14 protein-coding genes are annotated in these 17,181 nt (G+C 70.8%); 8 read left to right on the top strand and 6 right to left on the bottom strand.

Annotation, left to right across the window (positions count from 1 at the left end):
* Window positions 1-200: 200 nt before the first annotated feature.
* Genes ACSQ18_RS00985 through ACSQ18_RS00970 form a run of 4 tightly spaced genes read left to right on the top strand, consistent with a single transcriptional unit; the run spans window position 201 to window position 3,635 of the window.
* The gene (locus ACSQ18_RS00985; protein WP_436035210.1) at window positions 201-698 is read left to right on the top strand and encodes a hypothetical protein; all 498 of its coding nucleotides are present in this window, start codon (window positions 201-203) and stop codon (window positions 696-698) included.
* The gene (locus tag ACSQ18_RS00980) at window positions 695-1,813 is read left to right on the top strand and encodes a hypothetical protein (RefSeq protein WP_436035209.1); all 1,119 of its coding nucleotides are present in this window, start codon (window positions 695-697) and stop codon (window positions 1,811-1,813) included. The genes ACSQ18_RS00985 and ACSQ18_RS00980 overlap by 4 nt, the downstream gene beginning before the upstream one ends.
* Entirely contained in the window at window positions 1,810-2,955 is a 1,146-nt protein-coding gene (locus tag ACSQ18_RS00975; RefSeq protein ID WP_436035208.1) for a hypothetical protein, read from the top strand. The genes ACSQ18_RS00980 and ACSQ18_RS00975 overlap by 4 nt, the downstream gene beginning before the upstream one ends.
* Window positions 2,952-3,635: an ABC transporter ATP-binding protein gene (locus ACSQ18_RS00970; RefSeq protein WP_436035207.1), complete on the top strand. Its 684-nt coding sequence runs from the start codon at window positions 2,952-2,954 to the stop codon at window positions 3,633-3,635. Before ACSQ18_RS00975 ends, ACSQ18_RS00970 begins: the two co-directional genes overlap by 4 nt.
* 16 nt (window positions 3,636-3,651) lie before the next feature.
* Here ACSQ18_RS00970 and ACSQ18_RS00965 read toward each other — a convergent pair whose 3' ends face one another.
* Window positions 3,652-4,224: a DNA-3-methyladenine glycosylase I gene (locus tag ACSQ18_RS00965; protein ID WP_436035206.1), complete on the bottom strand. Its 573-nt coding sequence runs from the start codon at window positions 4,222-4,224 to the stop codon at window positions 3,652-3,654.
* 185 nt (window positions 4,225-4,409) lie between these two features.
* On the opposite strand from ACSQ18_RS00965, the gene ACSQ18_RS00960 reads away from it, so the two are divergent.
* Both ACSQ18_RS00960 and ACSQ18_RS00955 read left to right on the top strand, forming a co-directional pair.
* The gene (locus ACSQ18_RS00960) at window positions 4,410-5,591 is read left to right on the top strand and encodes a sensor histidine kinase (protein ID WP_436035205.1); all 1,182 of its coding nucleotides are present in this window, start codon (window positions 4,410-4,412) and stop codon (window positions 5,589-5,591) included.
* On the top strand, window positions 5,579-6,613 hold the full coding sequence (locus tag ACSQ18_RS00955) for a hypothetical protein (protein WP_436035204.1): 1,035 nt from the start codon (window positions 5,579-5,581) through the stop codon (window positions 6,611-6,613). Before ACSQ18_RS00960 ends, ACSQ18_RS00955 begins: the two co-directional genes overlap by 13 nt.
* A 208-nt stretch (window positions 6,614-6,821) precedes the next feature.
* Here ACSQ18_RS00955 and ACSQ18_RS00950 read toward each other — a convergent pair whose 3' ends face one another.
* The 5 genes from ACSQ18_RS00950 to ACSQ18_RS00930 form a co-directional block, all read right to left on the bottom strand.
* Window positions 6,822-8,939 carry an acyl-CoA dehydrogenase family protein gene (locus ACSQ18_RS00950; RefSeq protein WP_436035203.1) on the bottom strand — a complete coding sequence of 706 codons (2,118 nt, stop codon included), beginning with the start codon at window positions 8,937-8,939 and terminating at the stop codon, window positions 6,822-6,824.
* A gap of 200 nt (window positions 8,940-9,139) precedes the next feature.
* Window positions 9,140-11,194, bottom strand: coding sequence for a DNA helicase RecQ (gene recQ / locus ACSQ18_RS00945; RefSeq protein WP_436035202.1), 2,055 nt, complete (start codon window positions 11,192-11,194; stop codon window positions 9,140-9,142).
* Window positions 11,195-11,240: 46 nt separating this feature from the next.
* Complete coding sequence (locus ACSQ18_RS00940; protein ID WP_436035201.1) at window positions 11,241-11,777, bottom strand: DUF1697 domain-containing protein; 537 nt, start codon at window positions 11,775-11,777, stop codon at window positions 11,241-11,243.
* A 20-nt stretch (window positions 11,778-11,797) separates the two neighbouring features.
* Window positions 11,798-14,305 carry a DEAD/DEAH box helicase gene (locus tag ACSQ18_RS00935; protein WP_436035200.1) on the bottom strand — a complete coding sequence of 836 codons (2,508 nt, stop codon included), beginning with the start codon at window positions 14,303-14,305 and terminating at the stop codon, window positions 11,798-11,800.
* A gap of 163 nt (window positions 14,306-14,468) precedes the next feature.
* Entirely contained in the window at window positions 14,469-15,689 is a 1,221-nt protein-coding gene (locus ACSQ18_RS00930) for a glycoside hydrolase family 3 N-terminal domain-containing protein (protein ID WP_436035199.1), read from the bottom strand.
* 150 nt (window positions 15,690-15,839) lie between these two features.
* Here ACSQ18_RS00930 and ACSQ18_RS00925 point away from each other — a divergent pair, with 150 nt between their 5' ends.
* Window positions 15,840-16,187, top strand: a complete 348-nt coding sequence (locus tag ACSQ18_RS00925) for a GNAT family N-acetyltransferase (RefSeq protein ID WP_436035198.1) — start codon at window positions 15,840-15,842, stop codon at window positions 16,185-16,187.
* Complete coding sequence (locus tag ACSQ18_RS00920; RefSeq protein ID WP_436035197.1) at window positions 16,184-17,164, top strand: pirin family protein; 981 nt, start codon at window positions 16,184-16,186, stop codon at window positions 17,162-17,164. The genes ACSQ18_RS00925 and ACSQ18_RS00920 overlap by 4 nt, the downstream gene beginning before the upstream one ends.
* Window positions 17,165-17,181 lie beyond the last annotated feature (17 nt).

Raw genomic sequence — 17,181 nt, 5'->3', positions numbered from 1 at the left:
TACATGCTGCCGCCGACGCCCGCCGCACACCCTCCACCAGTGAATGCCCCCCGACGGAGCCGCGCAGGCGAGTTATCCACAGCACCCCGATTTCCCCGCAGCGGCACCCGAGTCGTGTCTACGCTGGCATGAAACAACACGCTTCTATGCGTGCCTCTAAAGGAGACACCGTGACTGCTCGTCATCGAAACCGCGGCCGCATGGCCACCTACTCCGCCCTAGCGGGCCTCGCTCTCGCCGTCGGCGTCGCTGTGCCCGCGCACGCGGCGACGTCTGTGCAGATCGCCGGTGACTCGGCCTTCCAGATCACCGCGGTCGCAAGAACCAGCGACACGAGTGTGAAGAAGAGGGAACGGTTGCACGCGCGCGCCATCCTCAAGTACGAGGCCAGTCTTCTCGGCATCCCTCTGCCCGCCACCGCGCGCTACATGAACTCGATTCCGCTGACGTTCGACACACCTCGTCTGGATGAATGGAACGCGTCGCTGTCATCGAAGATCTACTCCTCCCGCTATGACAAGTGGCTGGGCACACGCCAGTGGATCGTCTCGGGGAGCGAGAACTTCCGCGGTTCCAAGCGTGTCAGCATCAAGGGAAGTGCCATCGCCGAGGCCCGTGGTGCGCGCTACTTCCACGGCGGCTCCGGAGTCGACCACTGGATGGACGCGAACGCCGCCCTCCGCATTACTGTCAGGTGACTCGTCTCCTCCCGGATGCCGTGCGCGTCGTCCGCGCCGAGCTGCTGAGGCTGGCGGTCGTCCTCGCGGCGGCGGCCGGTCTCAGCCTCACCCTCGGGATGATGTTCCCCGTCCAGTTCGCCCTCGACACAGGCGGCTACCGCGAGACGGCCGCGCGCTCACACGCACCTATCGAAGCCGTGGCCGACGCGGAGGATCACCTGGCGACGCAGCTCCCCGGCGAAAGCTCGATGATGATCTCCGAGTTCGCGACCGACGCCGCGGCACACGGCAACCGCTTCGGACCCGTCTCCCTCTGGGTGCTCCTCGGCACTCAGCCGGATCCCGAGTTGACGCTGATGCCCGATGCGACGCGCGTCGCGGGATCGGCGCGCGAGCCCGACGATGTCGGTGACTGGGCGGACATCTCCGCCGACCTGGCCGCCGCGCTGGCGGTGGGTCCGGGCGACGAGATCTCGATCGGCCTCACCCCGACGACCGATGTCACGCTGCGCGTGAGGGGAATCTACGCCGTGCGCGAGGCGGGTTACGCCGGCGCCGCCGTCCTTCCCGTGGATGCCATCGCCCGACACACGCCGCACGTCGAGACCGAGCCGACGTCGCTCGTCACCACCGCCTCACCCGACAGGGTGCGCGAGATGCTCACCGGGCCACCGTGGCGGGAGGCGCTCTTGGACATCGGATACCCCGAGCCGTTCGCCGTGTCCGACGTCGGCGAACTGCTGACGACACGGGAGGGCGAGTCGTTCATCGACCTCTCGCTCGTGCTCACGTTGAGCGGCATCGCGGTCGCCGCGCTGTTGGCGATCGTCGTCGGCGAGACCGTCGCGTTCGTCCGCACGTTCCGCGACCGGGCGGAGATCCTCGTCGAACTGGGCGCGCCGTCGACGGGTATCTACCGAACCCTGCTCCTGGCGCTCGCCGCGACCACCGTCGTGGGAGTCGGCGTCGGTGCGGCCGTCGGAACACTCGCCTACGCTCCGGGATTCGCCGGGCCGGCGCTCCCTCCCTCGGTGTCCACCGTGTGGTGGCTCACCGCGGCGGCGTGTGTCGCCACCGGTACCGGGGCAGCGGCCCTGGCGACGCGGGCGCAACGAAAGAAGGTCCTCGAATGACTCTGCGCTTCACCACCGAGCGCGTGCAGGTGCGCCACCTCAACGCCGCGCCGCTTCTCACAGACGTAGTCACGATGGTCGCCGTCGGGATGCTGACGATGTTCGTGTTGCTGCTCGCCAGCTTTCAGATCTTCGATGCCCTGCACTTCGAGAGCGGGCTGCGCTATGAGACGCGCGACGAGGTCCGCGAGCGCCCCGACAGTGACGACGGGCTGTCGGTGACCGTGACCCAGGGTGTGCAACTCATGTCAGCCGCATGGTTCGACGACCCGGCGCGTGCACCCGGGGACTTCACGGATGCCGTCGAACCGACCGTGTGGAGCCACGCGGACACCTCACCCCCGCGGTGGAGCGCTCTTCTCGCCGGGGGCATGGTGGCCGGGTCACCTCAGGCGGGAAGGGTGCTGATCGACGAGGCGACCGCCGTCGCACTCGACGTCGCCCCTGGCGAGTCGGTCGTGCTCACCACCTGGGACGGGGATCGGTGCCGCCTCTCCGTGAGCGGAGTAACGCGCACGTTCCGCGAGATCGGCGGTTCGGTGCACGGCGGCCTCCTGATCGCGCCCCTCAACGCGTGCGCCGGCGGCGCGGTGACGTGGTCGGAGGAACCTGCGCGCTTCCTGCACTTCGACGCGGTGTCGCCGTCGGCATCCGCTCAGACATGGTTCGAGCGGCTGCGAGACGTCATCGTGAGCGCGACGAGCGTACAGGTGTCCGGTCTGCTGCCGGCGGTCCTCGTGATCGGCCTGGGGCTGTGGGCGCTCGTCAGCCTCCGTGCGGTCCGTCGAGTGCGCACCGTGCTCGCCATCCCCGGCGACCTCCTGATGGACCTCGGCTCCAGAGCCGCGCGGGTGCGCGCCACCCCTCTCGCGATCGGGAGCGCGCTCGTCACGGTCGCCGCGTTCGTCGCCGCGTGGGCCGCCGGCGCCGCCCTGTGGCGAGTCGCGGGGTTCTTCACCCAGTGGGCCCACGGCGCGGCCGTCGCCTCGCTGTTCGCCGCCGCGACGGTGCTCGTGCTGCTCCTCGCCGAAGGGCGGGCTCGTCGGGCCGATGCACGCCGTCCCGCTGCAGTGGCGCCCGGCCGAACTCCCGTCGCCACCCCTCCCGCGCCCTCGCCCTCGCCCCAGAAGGAAGACACATGACCTCGCCCTCCGATCCGACCGCGCACACCACCCCGGTCCTGAGCTTCGACGACGTCCACTACTCCTACCCGAAACGCAGGAAGGAGATCGTCCGGGTGCTGCGCGGACTGAGCGTCGACGTCGCTGCGGGAGAGCGCGTCGCACTCATCGGCCGCTCCGGGTCGGGGAAGTCGACCGTCCTGAGCCTGGCATCCGGTCGACTGGTGACGCCCGTCGGCACCGTCACCGTCGTCGGTCACGACCTCGCGACTCTCACGGCAGACGAACGCGCCGGCCTCCGGCTGCAGCACGTCGCGCACGTCCACCAGGACTTCCGCCTGATGCCGCGATACTCCGCCCTCGAGAACGTCGAACTCCCCCTCCGCCTGCAAGGGGTCGCGCCCGCCGTCGCGCGCGAACGCGCCCGCGAGGCGCTCGAACGCGTCGGCCTGGGTCACCGGGTCGGACACCGGCCGAAGCACCTCTCCGGCGGGGAGCAGCAGCGCGTCGCGATCGCCAGAGCCGTCGTCCGTCAGCCGACCCTTCTCCTCGCCGACGAACCGACCGGCGCGCTCGACGTGGAACTCCGCGACGAGATCCTCCAGTTGATGTTCACCCTCTGCGCCGCATCGGCCATCTTGCTCGTCACGCACGATCCCGCTGTCGCGGATGCCGCCGACCGCACCGTCCGGCTCAGCTGAGCCGCTGTACCACGGCTCAGACGGCCCGGTGACAACCCACGACGTGATCGTCGACCATTCCCGCCGACTGCATGAGGGCGTACATCGTCGTCGAGCCGACGAAACGGAAGCCCGCCTTCCGCAGCGCCTTCGACAGGGCATCGGATGCCGGTGTCGTCGCCGGCACCTCCGCAAAACTCGTCGGCCGCACGTGAGAGTCGGGGGCGAACGACCACATCAGCGCGTCGAGGTCACCCGGTGCCATCGCGAGCGCGAGTCGCGCGTTGGAGATGGTCGCCTCGATCTTGGCGCGGTTGCGGATGATGCCGGCATCCTGCATGAGACGCTCCACATCGTCCGCCGTGAACGCGGCGATCGCGGCGGGATCGAACCCGGCGAACACCTCGCGGAACCGCGGCCGCTTGCGGAGGATCGTGATCCAGCTGAGGCCCGCCTGGAACCCCTCGAGGCTCATCTTCTCGAACAGTGCGCGATCGCCGTGGAGAGGCCGACCCCACTCCTCGTCGTGGTAGCGCCGATACTCGGCGTCGTCACCCACCCACGCGCAGCGGTCGATGCCATCGGGGCCGGTCCGGATGTCGAGCGTCACCCGGTCAGAGTAGCGACCTGCTCCGACAGCGCGACCGCCCCGCCCGACAGCACGCCCACCCCGCCCCCTCGACGGCCCGCGAGGGCTCCGCTCGGTGGGGCCCTATCGGGCGAGGCCGGACAGGTTTAGCCTGGCCGCATGCACCCGCTGTCCCGTTGTTCGCGGGACTGACATCGGCATCGTCGATGAAGACGAACACGCCGTCCAGCCCCGAAGTCGACCGTCGCCTCGGAATGATGGTCGCCGCCGGCACGCCGTTCATCATCCTCGGACTCGTCGGGCCCAGCGCCGCGGCGCAGGTCGGCTACTTCGACACGTGGTGGGAGGTTCTCGCGCGCGTACCCGTCGTCGCCACGGTCGCCCTGGCCGTCTTCGGATGGTTCCTGCCGGTCAAGGCTGCCCGCCCGTTCTGGATCGGCATTCCCGCGGCGACGGTCCTCGCGCAGCTCCTCTCGTTCGCCGCCTACGCGGGCCCGACTCCGCCCGCATCCCCCTGGATCTGGACCCTCGAACCGGCCACCGCGGCCTACCTCGCCGTCGCTTTGCGTCCGGTGGCGGCCATGGGTGCGACGGTCTTCTCCGCGGTCTGCGTCTCGCTGTCGGCGTGGGTGTTCCTCGGCTACGTGCCCACCGACGTCGCCGCCGACACCCCCCTGCAATTGGCGAACGTCCTCTTCTGCGCATTGTTCATCGCGATGCGCGGGCGCTTGCGTCAACTCCACGACAGCGAGCTCTCCGCCCGGATGGCCGAGGAGCGGAACGCGCGGGCCGCTGCGCTGTCGCGCGAGCGCGCCACGTTCACCGAACTGGTGCACGACGAGGTGCTGTCGGTGCTGAGTGCGGCGCTGCTGTTCCGCGGCGAGACTCCGGCAGAGCTGCGCAGCGAAGCGCGCCACGCCCTGACAGCGATCGGCGTCGCGCCCGACGGCGCTCCGGATGCCGGCGCCCGCACTGTCGGGGGCGGAGGGCTCGTCACGTCCCGCGATGCCGCCCACCTCATCACCGAGCGCCTGCTCCGCGCGATGCCCGACCTGTCGCTCCACGCCAGCGTCGCCGGCACCGACACATCGCCCACGTTCCCTGAAACCGTGATCGCGGCGATCTCGGACGCCGGCGCCGAAGCGGTGCGCAACGCGAAACGGCACTCCGGCAGCGAGCACATCCGCGCGGCCGTGTGGATCGCGGCGTCGACCCTGACCCTGACGATCGCGGACGACGGGCGAGGGTTCGACCCGAGCGTCGCCGCGCAGGGCAGGTTCGGGCTCGCTCAGAGCATCACGGGGCGGATGCTCCGAGTGGGCGGCACCGCGGCCATCCGGTCTGCGCCGGGCGAGGGTACGGCGGTGGTCCTGACGTGGACACCGTAGCCACCGCGCGCGGCACCGGCACCGCCGGGCTGTCCACCCCCGCAGGCCGGGCGGTCATGATCTTCGTGTGGCTCTGCGGGGTGGCCAACGGCATCCTGCTGGGCTACCTGCCCGCTGAGCCGCTCCTCGCCCTCGGCTACGCGCTCGCCCTGCCGGGGGCGCTCGCCTTGACCACGCAGCACGACCGACCGCTGCGCCCGCTCGGCGCCGGCTTCGTCCTCGCCTGCGGGTTGACGATGACCGCCGTCTCACTCGCGACAGTCGACGAGGCGCAGCGACTGTGGCTCGTCGACTTCGCCGCCTACCTGATGGCGTTGCTCTTCCCCCGGGCCAATTCGGTCTTCGCGGCGATCGGTTGGGTGCTGCAGTTCGGCGGAGTCCTCCTGTGGATCGCGCTGACCGGACAGTCATTCGCGGGTGCCGTGCTCCTCCTCGGGATGCCGCTGGCCGCCTACCTGGCCGCCGGAATGTGGCGGGTGCTGCTGGCGCGGTTCGTCTCGCTCGAGCTCCAGCACCGGTCCGAGGAGGCCGAGAGCCGACGCCAAGCCGTCGCCTCGGAGGACGCGATCCGTGAATACCAAGCGCAGCTGGAGATCGTGAAGGAGGAGACGACCGGCATCCTCACCCGCATCGCCGCGGCCGCACCCATCGACGATGCGCTGCGCAGCGACGTGGTCGCCGTCGAGGGGCGGATACGCGACCGCCTCCGATCGCCCGAACTGCAGCATCCGGAACTGGTCCGCGTCGTCGAGGCGGCCCGTCGACGGGGCATACGAGGCGCGGTGCTGGCCGAGCCATCGGCGCAGATGCAGCGTGCGCTCACCGACGCCGCTGCACGTCAGCTGGCCGAGGCGGTCGACCGTCTCGACGCGGGCAGCTTCGTCATCGCCGTCGGGGCGGGCGATGCCGCGGCAGGCACGTCGCAAGGTGTCTCGATCGTCACCCACACGCCGTCAGGGTCGACACGACTCGACGTGCCCGGCGGCATCGTCGTGCGCGACATCCCCGCCGAAACGACCTGAATCGACCGGACGCGGGAAGAGAGCCGGGGAAGAAGGTGGGGGGCCGCCCACCCGAGACGGCCCCCCTGAAGGCGGCCGCCGACGCCTCGAAGCCGAAACGGGCGTGGCAGTGCACTGCCTTCAGGAGGGAAGAGTTCGGGTCACCGTCGCCACGGACATGCACCCGGCCATCGTTACCGCTTCGTGATGAAATCGCCCGGAGCGCGCGTCAGGACGACGTCTCCTTCTTCTTGAGCGACTTCTCCGAGACCGGAGCCTCCCCGGATGCCGCGAGGTCGGCGTAGTACATCCGCGCCTCGTCCTGACGCTCCTGTTCGGCGCCCGAGGCGATGGGAGCGCGCACGTGCTCGGGGGCAAAGCCGAAGGCATCCACGAGGTCCTGCGCGTGCGGCCGGAGCCGCAGGCAGAGCCGATCGATGTAGCGCGTCACCGCAGCCGCACGCTGCGTGGAGAGACGTCCGTTGATGAGGTGCCAGGCGAGGTGCTTCTCGATGAGGCTCAGGCCGAAGAGGTCGCGCAGCCACGTGAGCACCTGACGGGTGCCTTCGTCCTCGATCCGGTTGACGCCGTCGCTGAACGCCTCCCACTGCAAAAGCTCGCCGTGCGCACGGGCGGCCTCGATGAGCTCCGCCTGATTCGCGTTGAACATGGCGGCGGCCTCGGCCGGTGTGGCCTTGGATGCCGGACGCAGACGCGCCGCGATGTCCGAGATCATCTGCTCCACCCGGCCGGCAAGCAGCTCGTGCTGCTGATCGGCGCGGAGGCCCAGTTCCACCGAGCGGGCCGTGGACCCGAAGTCGGCGACCGCCTGACCCAGCTGCCGGAGCCCGGCGCCGTGGAACACCTTCCCGGCCGCCTGGCGTGCCGCGAACCCCGCCAGCTTCGCGGCATCCGCGCCCCGGAACTGCCGGGCGTAGTCGGAGAGGAGACGCTTGCCGACCAGTTGGAGGAGCACGTTGTTGTCGCCCTCGAACGTCACGTAGACGTCGAGGTCGTGGTGCAGCCCGACGAGACGGTTCTCGGCGAGGAAGCCCGCGCCGCCGCTGGCCTCGCGGCACTCCTGGATGGTGTCGAGCGCGTTCCACGTGGAGAGGGGCTTCAGGGCCGCGGCGAGCGTCTCGAGGTCCTCGCGCTCCTCCGGAGTGTCGGACGTGCCGCCGAAGACTCCGTCGAACTTGCGCAGCAGCTCGTCGTTGGCGAAGAACTGCGCGTACACCTGCGCGAGGCGCGGGATCAAGCGACGCTGGTGCTTGCCGTAGTCCAGGAGCACCACCTCGTCCGACCCGGAGCCGGAGTCGAACTGGCGGCGCTGGTTGGCGTAGGTCAGGGCGATGTGGAGGGCCAGCGCCGTTCCGGTGGTGGCGGCCCCATCGAGGGACACCCGCCCCTGCACGAGCGCGCCGAGCATGGTGAAGAAGCGACGGCCGGGAGTGGCGATGTCGCTGGAGTACGTGCCGTCGGGGGCGACGTCGCCGTAGCGGTTGAGGAGGTTCTCCCGCGGAACCCGGACGTGATCGAAGTGCAGTCGACCGTTGTCGATGCCGTTCAGGCCGCCCTTGACGCCGTCGTCCTCACCGTCGACGCCGGGCAGGAAGGCGCCCGACTCGTCGCGCAGCGGCACGAAGAAGCAGTGCACGCCGTAGTTGACCCCGCCGGTGATGAGCTGCGCGAACACCGTCGCGGCCTTGCCGTGGAGCGCCGCGTTGCCCAGGTAGTCCTTCCATGCACCGCGGAACGGCGTGTGGATGACGAACTCCTCGGCATCCGGGTCGTACGTCGCCGTCGTGCCGATGGCGGCGACGTCGGAGCCGTGCCCCGTCTCGGTCATCGCGAACGCACCCGGAAGGTCGAGCGTGATGACATCGCGGAGCCAGCGGTCGTGATGCGTCTTCGTGCCGAGCTGGTAGATGGCAGACCCGAACAGCCCCCACTGCACGCCGGACTTGATCTGCAGGCTCGGGTCGGCCAGGACGAGCTCCATGAAGCCGGCGAGGTTGGCGCCGTTGTCGTTCAGCCCGCCGTACTCCTCGGGGAAGGCGCGGCGAGAGCCGTCGTTCTCGACCAGCAGGTGCAGCTGGGACAGCACGCGCTCCCGGTGATCGGCCATCGGCTGGCCCTCGATCTTCCAGAACACGGGATCCTTGATCATCTCGCGGGCGCTGCGGCGCGTGTCCGCCCAGGTTCCGAGGAGCGCGTCGGTGACGGCGGCGACGTCGATGCGGGGTTCGTGCGCCTCCTCCGCGGAGTGGGCGGCCGTGGGCGCACCCCCGGCGGGCGTGCGCCGGCTGGTGGCGGGCTTGGTGGGACGGACGGCGGCGTCGGTCATCGCGTACCTCTCGGGCGTCGACGGACAGAAAAGGTCACTATCGACGGTAGGAGTGCCACAACGGCACGCCAAGACGATTGAATGTCTCCCACAAGCGAGCCCCGGTGGTCGCCATCCCCGCCTGTGTGAAACCCACACCCGTCACACGTGACACTCAGTTTCATGGCCCGAGTTTCCGGGGCCGACTCGGCGGGCGCGCGTCAGGAGGTCGCGGCGATGACGGCGAGCACGGCGTCGCCGTAGGCCTCGCGCTTCTTCGCGCCGATGCCGGTGATGCCGGAGAGGTCGTCGCTCGTGCGCGGCCGCTTGTCGGCGAGGGCGCGCAGGGTCGCATCGCCGAACACGATGTACGCGGGCACGCCCTGCTCCCGCGCCTGCTCCGCACGCCACGCGCGCAGCGCCTCGAACAGGTCGCGATCGCCCGCCGCGACGCCCTCGGGAGCGCTCGACTTCCGTGCGCGCGACGGCGCCGCGCGCCCGAGCACGTCGCGTCGCAACGGCACCGACTGTTCGCCGCGCAGCACGCCCGCGGCATCCGGACCGGGCGCGAGCGTGCCGTACTCGCCCTGGGCGGCGAGGATGCCACGGGCCAGCAGTTGACGGACGACCGAACGCCAGTCCTGGTCGGAGAGGTCGGACCCGATGCCGTAGGTCGCCAGCCGGTCGTGGCCCTGCTGCACGATGCGCTCGGTGGACGCGCCGCGCAGGATGTCGATCAGGTGGCCCGCACCGAACGCCTGGCCGCGCTCGCGCTGCAGCCGGACGATGGTCGACAGCAGCTTCTGGGCCGGCACGAGGCCCTCCCACGTGTCGGGCGCGTCGAGGCAGGTGTCGCAGTTGCCGCAGGGGCCGGACTCCTGTCCGAAGTAGCCGAGCAGGTTCTGCCGCCGGCACGACACGGTCTCGCAGAGGGCCAGCATCGCGTCGAGGTGCTGACCGAGCCGCATCTTGAACGCGCGGTCTCCGGGCGACTGATCGATAAGCCGCCGCTGCTGCACGACGTCGCCCAGGCCGTACGCCATCCACGCGATCGCCGGTTCGCCGTCTCGACCGGCACGCCCCGTCTCCTGGTAATACCCCTCGACCGACTTCGGCAGGTCGATGTGCGCGACGAACCGCACGTCGGGTTTGTCGATGCCCATGCCGAACGCGATCGTCGCCACCATCACGACGCCGTCGTCGCGGAGGAAACGCGACTGGTTCGCAGCCCGCACCTCGGCGGGAAGACCCGCGTGGTACGGAAGGGCATCGACCCCCTGCCCGCGCAGGTATTCGGCGGTCTGCTCGACCGACTTGCGGCTGAGCGCGTAGACGATGCCGGCTCCGGCGCTGCCGTCGCCGTCGAACCGACGGATGAACTGCACCAGCTGTCGACGCGGATCGACCTTCGGCTCGATGCGGTACTGGATGTTCGGGCGGTCGAAGCTCGCCACGAAGTGCTGCGCGGTCGGAAGCGACAGCCGCTCGGTGAGCTCGGCGTGCGTCGCCTTGGTCGCCGTGGCCGTGAGCGCCATGCGCGGCACGCCGGGGAAGCGCTCCCCGAGGTCGCCGAGCGCCAGGTAGTCGGGACGGAAATCATGACCCCACTGACTCACACAGTGCGCCTCGTCGATCGCGATCACGCTCAGCCGACCGCGCTGCAGGAGCGCGGTGGTGGCGGGCACGCTGAGCCGCTCGGGGGCGACGTAGAGCAGGTCGAGTTCGCCGTCGAGGAAGGCCCGCTCGACACCCGCGCGCTCCCCCGCGGACTGCGTGGAGTTGAGGTAGGCGGCCCGCACGCCGTTCGCGATGAGGGCGTCGACCTGGTCGTGCATGAGCGCGATGAGGGGACTCACGACGAGCCCCGTGCCCGGACGCACGAGCGCGGGCACCTGATAGGTGACGGACTTGCCGCCGCCCGTCGGCATGAGGACGACGGCATCCCCTCCGCCGATCACCTGCGCGACGATCGCCGCCTGATCGCCGCGGAACTCGTCGTAGCCGAAGACCTCCTTGAGCACGGCACGCGGGTCGGCGCCGGTGTGATCGCGACGCTCCAGGGAGAGCACGGATGCCGGTTCCGGCGCGACCGCCGGACGCGACGACGCGACGGCGACAGCGGGGCGGCCCCCCGACCGCGTCGCACGCGCGAGAGCGCCCGCATAGCCGTCGAACTCAGGCGGCGGCGGAGCGTCGGGATCGGGCGGCGGGGCGTAGTCGTCGGGGTCCCACACGAGGTCGGCGTAGGGGTCGATGTTCCCGCCGGCGTCACTCACCCGATCCACGATAGCCGCGGCATCCGACAGCCGGCGCCCGCTCTCCTCAGCACCACTTCTCGGCGAGCGTGCGCACGACCGTGGCCGCGCGGTTCGTCGCGACCCCGAGATGCACGGCGGCGCGGAGCGGATCGACCGTGCCGTCCTGGTAGCCGGGCCGCAGGAGCGCATGCGCGGCCCGCCCCCGGACCACCATCTCCCCCTTGTCGGAGGCGGTCGCCGCGACGGCCGCGAGCGCATCGGCGTCGAGCTCCTCCTTCAGGAGGTAGACGTAGTGCCGCGCGAGGCCGGCGTGGGCGGCATCGAGGTCCGCGGCGTCGCGCGCGATCGCCGTGAACTCCGCGGCGGAAAAGACGACCGTCGGCACCTCGAACCCGCGGTCGGCGGCGAAGGCGCGCTCCAGCATGCCCTCGATCTTCGCCCGTGAGCGCATGCGCGACTCCAGCCGCACGTTGCCGGTGTTGATGTGCGTCTCGACGCCCTCGAACCCCGCCTCGCCGACCACCCGCTGGATGTCGCCCTTGGGGAACACCCGCTTCGATCCGAGATTGATCGCGCGCAGGAAGGCGAGGTAGGTGGTCATCGCCCCATTGTGGCGGGCGGTCAGCCCAGGCGCAGCACCTCCACGACCCGCACGACCGCCGTCCCTTCCTCGACGGATGCCGCGAGATCGACCTCCGCCCGGATACGCCAGTCGTGGTGCCCCTCGGGATCGTCGATCGTCTGCTCGACCCGCCAGACGTCGGGCGCCTCCTCGATCGTGAGCAGCGCGGGCGACCGCGCGGGACCGCCGGTGAGGATCTCGTCGTGCTCGTCGTAGTACCGGTCGAGCACCGCGGGCCACCCGGCATCCGGATCGAGCGCGGTGAGCGCATCGTCGTCCTGCAGGGCCGCCAGCTGCACCCGCCGGAACAGCTCGTTGCGCACGAGCACCGTGAACGCCCGCCGGTTCGTGAGCACCGACGGGGGCGCCGGCGGCACGACCGGTTCGTCGCCCGCGGCATCCGTCGGGTGGACGAGGCTGTTCCACTCGTCGACGAGGCTCGAATCGACCTGGCGCACGAGTTCGCCGAGCCACTCGATGATGTCGAGCAGCTCGTCGGTGCGCGCCTCCGCGGGCACCGTCTGTCGGATCGCGCGGAACGCATCGCTGAGGTACCGCAGCACCAGGCCCTCGCTGCGGCCGAGCTGATAGAACGAGACATATTCCCCGAACGACATGGCCCGCTCGAACATGTCCCGCACGACGGACTTCGGGCTCAACGCGAAGTCCTGCACCCACGGCTGGCTCGCCGCGAAGGTGTCGAACGCCTGCGCGAGGAGATCGGCCAGGGGCTTCGGCCAGGTCACCTCCTCGAGCAGCGCCATGCGCTCCTCGTATTCGACGCCGTCGCGCTTCATCGCGGCCACCGCCTCGCCCCGCGCGCGGTACTCCTGCTGACCGAGAATCGCCCGCGGGTCGTCCAGGGTCGCCTCGATGACGCTCACGACGTCGAGCGCGTAGTGCCCCGTCCCGATCCCCTCCGCCTCCGCCGTCGGATCGAGCAGCTCGATCGCGGCGAGCGCGAACGGCGACAACGGCTGGTTCAGGGCGAAGTTCGGCTGCAGGTCGACGGTGAGCCGGATGCCGTCGTCGTCGGCGACCACGATGCCGGCGACGACGAGCGTGCGGAAGATCGCGATCGCCCGGCGAGCGAGCTCGTACCGGCGCGCTCGCGACTGGTGGTTGTCGAACACGAGGGCGCGGACATTCGCGAACACGTCGCCGCCGCGACCGATGACGTTGATGAGCATCGCCGCCGTGAGCTGGAGCTGCGGCTCGAGCGGTTCCGGCTGCGCGTCGACGAGGCGCTCGAACGACCCCTCACCCCACGTGACGACACCCGTCGGCGCCTTCTTCCGCACGATCTTCTTCCGCTTGGCGGCGTCGTCACCCGCCTTCGCGAGCGCCACCGCGTTCTCGATCTCCCACTCGGGCGCCATCGCGATCACGTTGCCGTACGGGTCGTACCCCGCGCGCCCGGCCCGGCCCGAGACCTGGTGAAACTCGCGCGCCGTCAGCTGCCGCATCTTCGTACCGTCGAACTTCGACAGCGCCGTGAGCACGACCGTGCGGATCGGCACGTTGATCCCGACTCCGAGCGTGTCGGTGCCGCAGATGACCCGCAGCAGACCTTTCTGGGCGAGCGTCTCCACGAGGCGGCGATACCGGGGGAGCATGCCGGCGTGATGGATGCCGATGCCCGCCCGGACCAGTCGCGACAGCGTCTTGCCGAACCCCGTCGTGAAGCGGAATCCGCCGATCTCGGCGGCGATGGCATCCCGCTGCGAACGCGTCGTGATCTGCGCGCTCGTGAGCGCCTGCGCCCGCTCCAGAGCCGCGGCCTGCGAGAAGTGGACGATGTAGACGGGTGCCTCGCCGTTCTCCAGCAGCCCCTCCAGCACGTCGTGCACGGGACGCCGCTCGTAGGAGAAGTGGAGCGGCACGGGACGTTCCACCCCGGTCACGACGGCGGTCTCCCGGCCCGTGCGACGGGCGAGGTCGTCGGCGATCGGCGTGACGTCGCCGAGCGTCGCCGACATGAGCAGGAACTGCGCACGGGGAAGCATCAGCAGCGGAACCTGCCACGCCCACCCCCGGTCGGGGTCGCCGTAGAAGTGGAACTCGTCCATGACGACCTGATCGACGGGAGCGTCGGCCCCCAGCCGCAGCGCGATGTTGGCGAGGATCTCGGCGGTGCAGCAGACGATCGGCGCCTCGGGATTGACGGCGGAGTCGCCCGTGACCATGCCGACGTTCTCCGCGCCGAAGATCTCGACGAGCGCGAAGAACTTCTCGCTCACGAGCGCCTTGATCGGCGCCGTGTAATAGGTGCGTCCGCCGGCGGCGAGACAGGCGGCATGCGCCGCGACCGCGACGAGCGACTTCCCCGTGCCGGTGGGAGTGGCGAGGATCACGTTCGCGCCGGAGACGAGCTCGATGATCGCCTCGTCCTGCGCCGGGTAGAGGGCGAGGCCGCGGCTCTCCGACCAGGCGACGAACGCGTCGTACACGGCATCCGTCGGCGCTCCGGCCGGGATGCGGTCCATCAGCCGCGTCGCGTCGTCCATCCGTCGAGTCTGCCGGAGATCTGCGGCGGAATCGTCCGGTACCTCGACCCCGCCGTCGGCAACTCCTTCGAATCGGAGGCTGAACGCGCACAAAAGGCCCCGGCATCCCTCGCGCGCACCGGATCGAAGGAGTTAGCGACACGGGGGCCTCGACCCCGCCGCGTCAGTCGCCGGTCTTGGCCGCCACGATGCGGCTCGCGGCCTCGTCGACGCGCGCCGCGAACGCCGGATCCTCCTCAGCGCGCGCGAGCACCGCGTCGTACATCTCGGGCAGCACCGTCGGGTCGGCCGACACCAGCACGAGGTCCACCCCCGCCGAGATCGCCCGGACTGCCCGCGTGCCGGGAGCGATCCCGGCGACCGCGCGGGCGGCGGACACGTCGTCGGTCATCACGACGCCGTCGAAGCCGACCTCGTCCCGCAGCACCTTCTCGATGACGACCTTCGAGAACATCGCCGGCCGCTTCGGATCGATGCGCTCGTAGATCGCACTGCTGACCATGACCACTGACGGTCCCGCGGCGGTCAGGTCGCGGTAGATCCGCACGTCGGGCGACGCGGCCCGCACGACGTCGTCTTCCACGTGCCGCGTGGTGTCGGTGTTGTCGGTCACGCGGCCGAGGCCCGGGAAGTGCTTGAACGTCGGCAGGATGCCGGCCGCGCGCATCCCCCGCGCGAACGCGCCCGCCTTCTCCTCCACCGTCCGGCCGTCGTACCCGTACTGTCGACCGAACGCTCCGATAGGGGCGTTGTCGAAGCGCGTCTTCGGGCTCGTCACGATGTCGGCGACGGGTGCGAGATTCATCGTCACTCCGGCGCGACGCAGCTGCGCGCCCCATCGGCGTGCGTCCTTCTCGAGGGTGCGGTCGCCGGCGTCGGCCTGCCGGATCGCGAACGGGATGTCGGAGAACCCCTTCCCCCGCAGCACCTGCACCTGGCCGCCCTCCTGGTCGGTCGCGACCCACAGCGGCAGGCCGCCCGTCGTCTTCGGGCCGGCGAGGGCGGTGAACCGGTCGACGACGGATGCCACGGCATCCGCGCCCTTCGACGACCGACCCGCGAGGAACACGTTGCCGACGTGACGGTCGCGGACGGCCCGCAGCGTCGCCGTGGCGGCCCGGTCGACAGGAGTGCCCACCATGAACAGCTGGCCGACCCGCTGCTCGAGAGTGAGCGACGCGAGCGGATCGGGTTCGGGCGTGGGCGACGGAGCGGGCGTCGGAGTCAGCAGCGGGTACGGGGACGCGGGGGCGGGGCCGGACGGCCGCGGTGTCGCCGTCGCAGTGGTGGCGGGTGCCGACGGTGGGGTCGCCGACGGGGGCGCCGCGCACGCGCTCAGCATCGCGGCGAGCACGAGGGCGACTCCGACGAACGCCCGTCTCATCGAATCAACTCCCGACGTTCATTGTCCCAGACCGCACGCGGCCGACCGGCGTGGATGCCGAGACGAACGGCGCCGGAGGCTCGCGGAACAGGTCGGCCGCGGCTTACGTTGGGGTAAGCGACGACGAGCACCGAGAGGACCGAGGCATCCATGAGCGATGACGGCCAGATCACCGTAGAGCGCAACGACGCGAAGGGGCGCTACGAGATCAGACAGGGCGACACGGTCGCGGGGTTCACGCTGTTCCGCGCCGACGACCACGGACGCCTGGTGTTCCCGCACACCGAGATCGATCCGGCCTTCGGCGGTCGCGGCCTGGGTTCCGCGCTGGTGGGGCAGGCTCTCGCCGACGTCGCCGCCCGCGGCGAGACCGTCGTCCCGGTGTGCCCCTTCGTCGTGAAGTACGTGCAGACGCATGACGTGGAAGGTCTCGACGTGCGCTGGCGTCCGACAGCGGATGCCGCGGGCAGCGACGACGTCGACGCCGCGGACGCATGACCCGCCTCGACGCCCCCGGCGACCCGGCCCGTGAGGCGCCGGTCGGCGGCGACGCTCCGCGGTCGCTGCTGCTGGAGGCGCGTGAGGTGCCGCTCGGCGGCGTGCGCGGGATGTCGGTGCATCGGAGCCTCCCGCAGCGGGAACTCCCGATGGTGGGGGCGTGGTGCTTCCTCGACCGGTTCGGTCCGCAGCGCACGCGCATGCGCGTCGAGCCCCATCCCCACATCGGTCTGCAGACGGTGACGTGGCCGTTCGTCGGCGAGGTGCGGCACCGCGACACGATCGGCAGCGACGTCGTCGTGCGCCGCGGCGTGCTCAACATCATGACGAGCGGCGCGGGGATCGCCCACTCGGAGTACTCGGTCGGTGACGACCCGGTACCCCTCGACGCGCTGCAGCTGTGGGTGGCTCTTCCGGAGTCGCGGCGACACGGCGCACGCGACTTCGAGCGCATCGAGGACCTGCCCGTCGTCGACCTCGGCGGCGGGGCCACGGCCCATGTCGTCGTCGGCTCGTTCGCCGATGCCACCTCGCCCGCGCGCATGTACACCCCGATCGTCGGCGCCGAGGTGGTGCTCCCCGCGGGGACGCGCACCCGCCTTCCGCTGAACCCCCACTGGGAGTACGCGATCGTCGGCATCTCGGGCGACCCGGTCGTGCACGTCGACGAACCGATGGCGCTGCCCGACCTGGGGCTGCTGTACCTCGGCATCCGTCGCGACTCGATCGAGGTGACGGCGACCGTGGATGCCACGGTGTTCGTGCTGGGCGGGGAGCCGTTCGAGGACGACATCGTCATGTGGTGGAACTTCGTCGGCCGTTCGCACGACGAGATCGTCGAGGCGCGCGAGGCCTGGGAGGTGGGCACCGACCGGTTCGGCCACGTCGTCGGCCACGGCGACGAGCGCATCCCGGCGCCGCCGCTGCCGGGGGTGCGGCTCACACCCCGCCGGAGACCGGCTTCTCCCGGCCGCTGAGCGCCGGTCGCGTCGCG

This window comes from Microbacterium sp. LjRoot45, assembly GCF_964253325.1.
In the GTDB taxonomy this organism is placed as follows: domain Bacteria; phylum Actinomycetota; class Actinomycetes; order Actinomycetales; family Microbacteriaceae; genus Microbacterium.
Note: the sequence above shows the minus strand (reverse complement) of the source record. Positions and strands in the feature narration are given on the sequence as shown.

Coding starts and splice junctions, on each gene's coding strand:
- ACSQ18_RS00985 (WP_436035210.1), top strand. CDS start 201: ATGGCCACCTACTCCGCCCTAGCGGGCCTCGCTCTCGCCGTCGGCGTC.
- ACSQ18_RS00975 (WP_436035208.1), top strand. CDS start 1,810: ATGACTCTGCGCTTCACCACCGAGCGCGTGCAGGTGCGCCACCTCAAC.
- ACSQ18_RS00970 (WP_436035207.1), top strand. CDS start 2,952: ATGACCTCGCCCTCCGATCCGACCGCGCACACCACCCCGGTCCTGAGC.
- ACSQ18_RS00960 (WP_436035205.1), top strand. CDS start 4,410: ATGAAGACGAACACGCCGTCCAGCCCCGAAGTCGACCGTCGCCTCGGA.
- ACSQ18_RS00950 (WP_436035203.1), bottom strand. CDS start 8,939: ATGACCGACGCCGCCGTCCGTCCCACCAAGCCCGCCACCAGCCGGCGC.
- ACSQ18_RS00940 (WP_436035201.1), bottom strand. CDS start 11,777: ATGACCACCTACCTCGCCTTCCTGCGCGCGATCAATCTCGGATCGAAG.
- ACSQ18_RS00935 (WP_436035200.1), bottom strand. CDS start 14,305: ATGGACGACGCGACGCGGCTGATGGACCGCATCCCGGCCGGAGCGCCG.
- ACSQ18_RS00930 (WP_436035199.1), bottom strand. CDS start 15,689: ATGAGACGGGCGTTCGTCGGAGTCGCCCTCGTGCTCGCCGCGATGCTG.
- ACSQ18_RS00925 (WP_436035198.1), top strand. CDS start 15,840: ATGAGCGATGACGGCCAGATCACCGTAGAGCGCAACGACGCGAAGGGG.
- ACSQ18_RS00920 (WP_436035197.1), top strand. CDS start 16,184: ATGACCCGCCTCGACGCCCCCGGCGACCCGGCCCGTGAGGCGCCGGTC.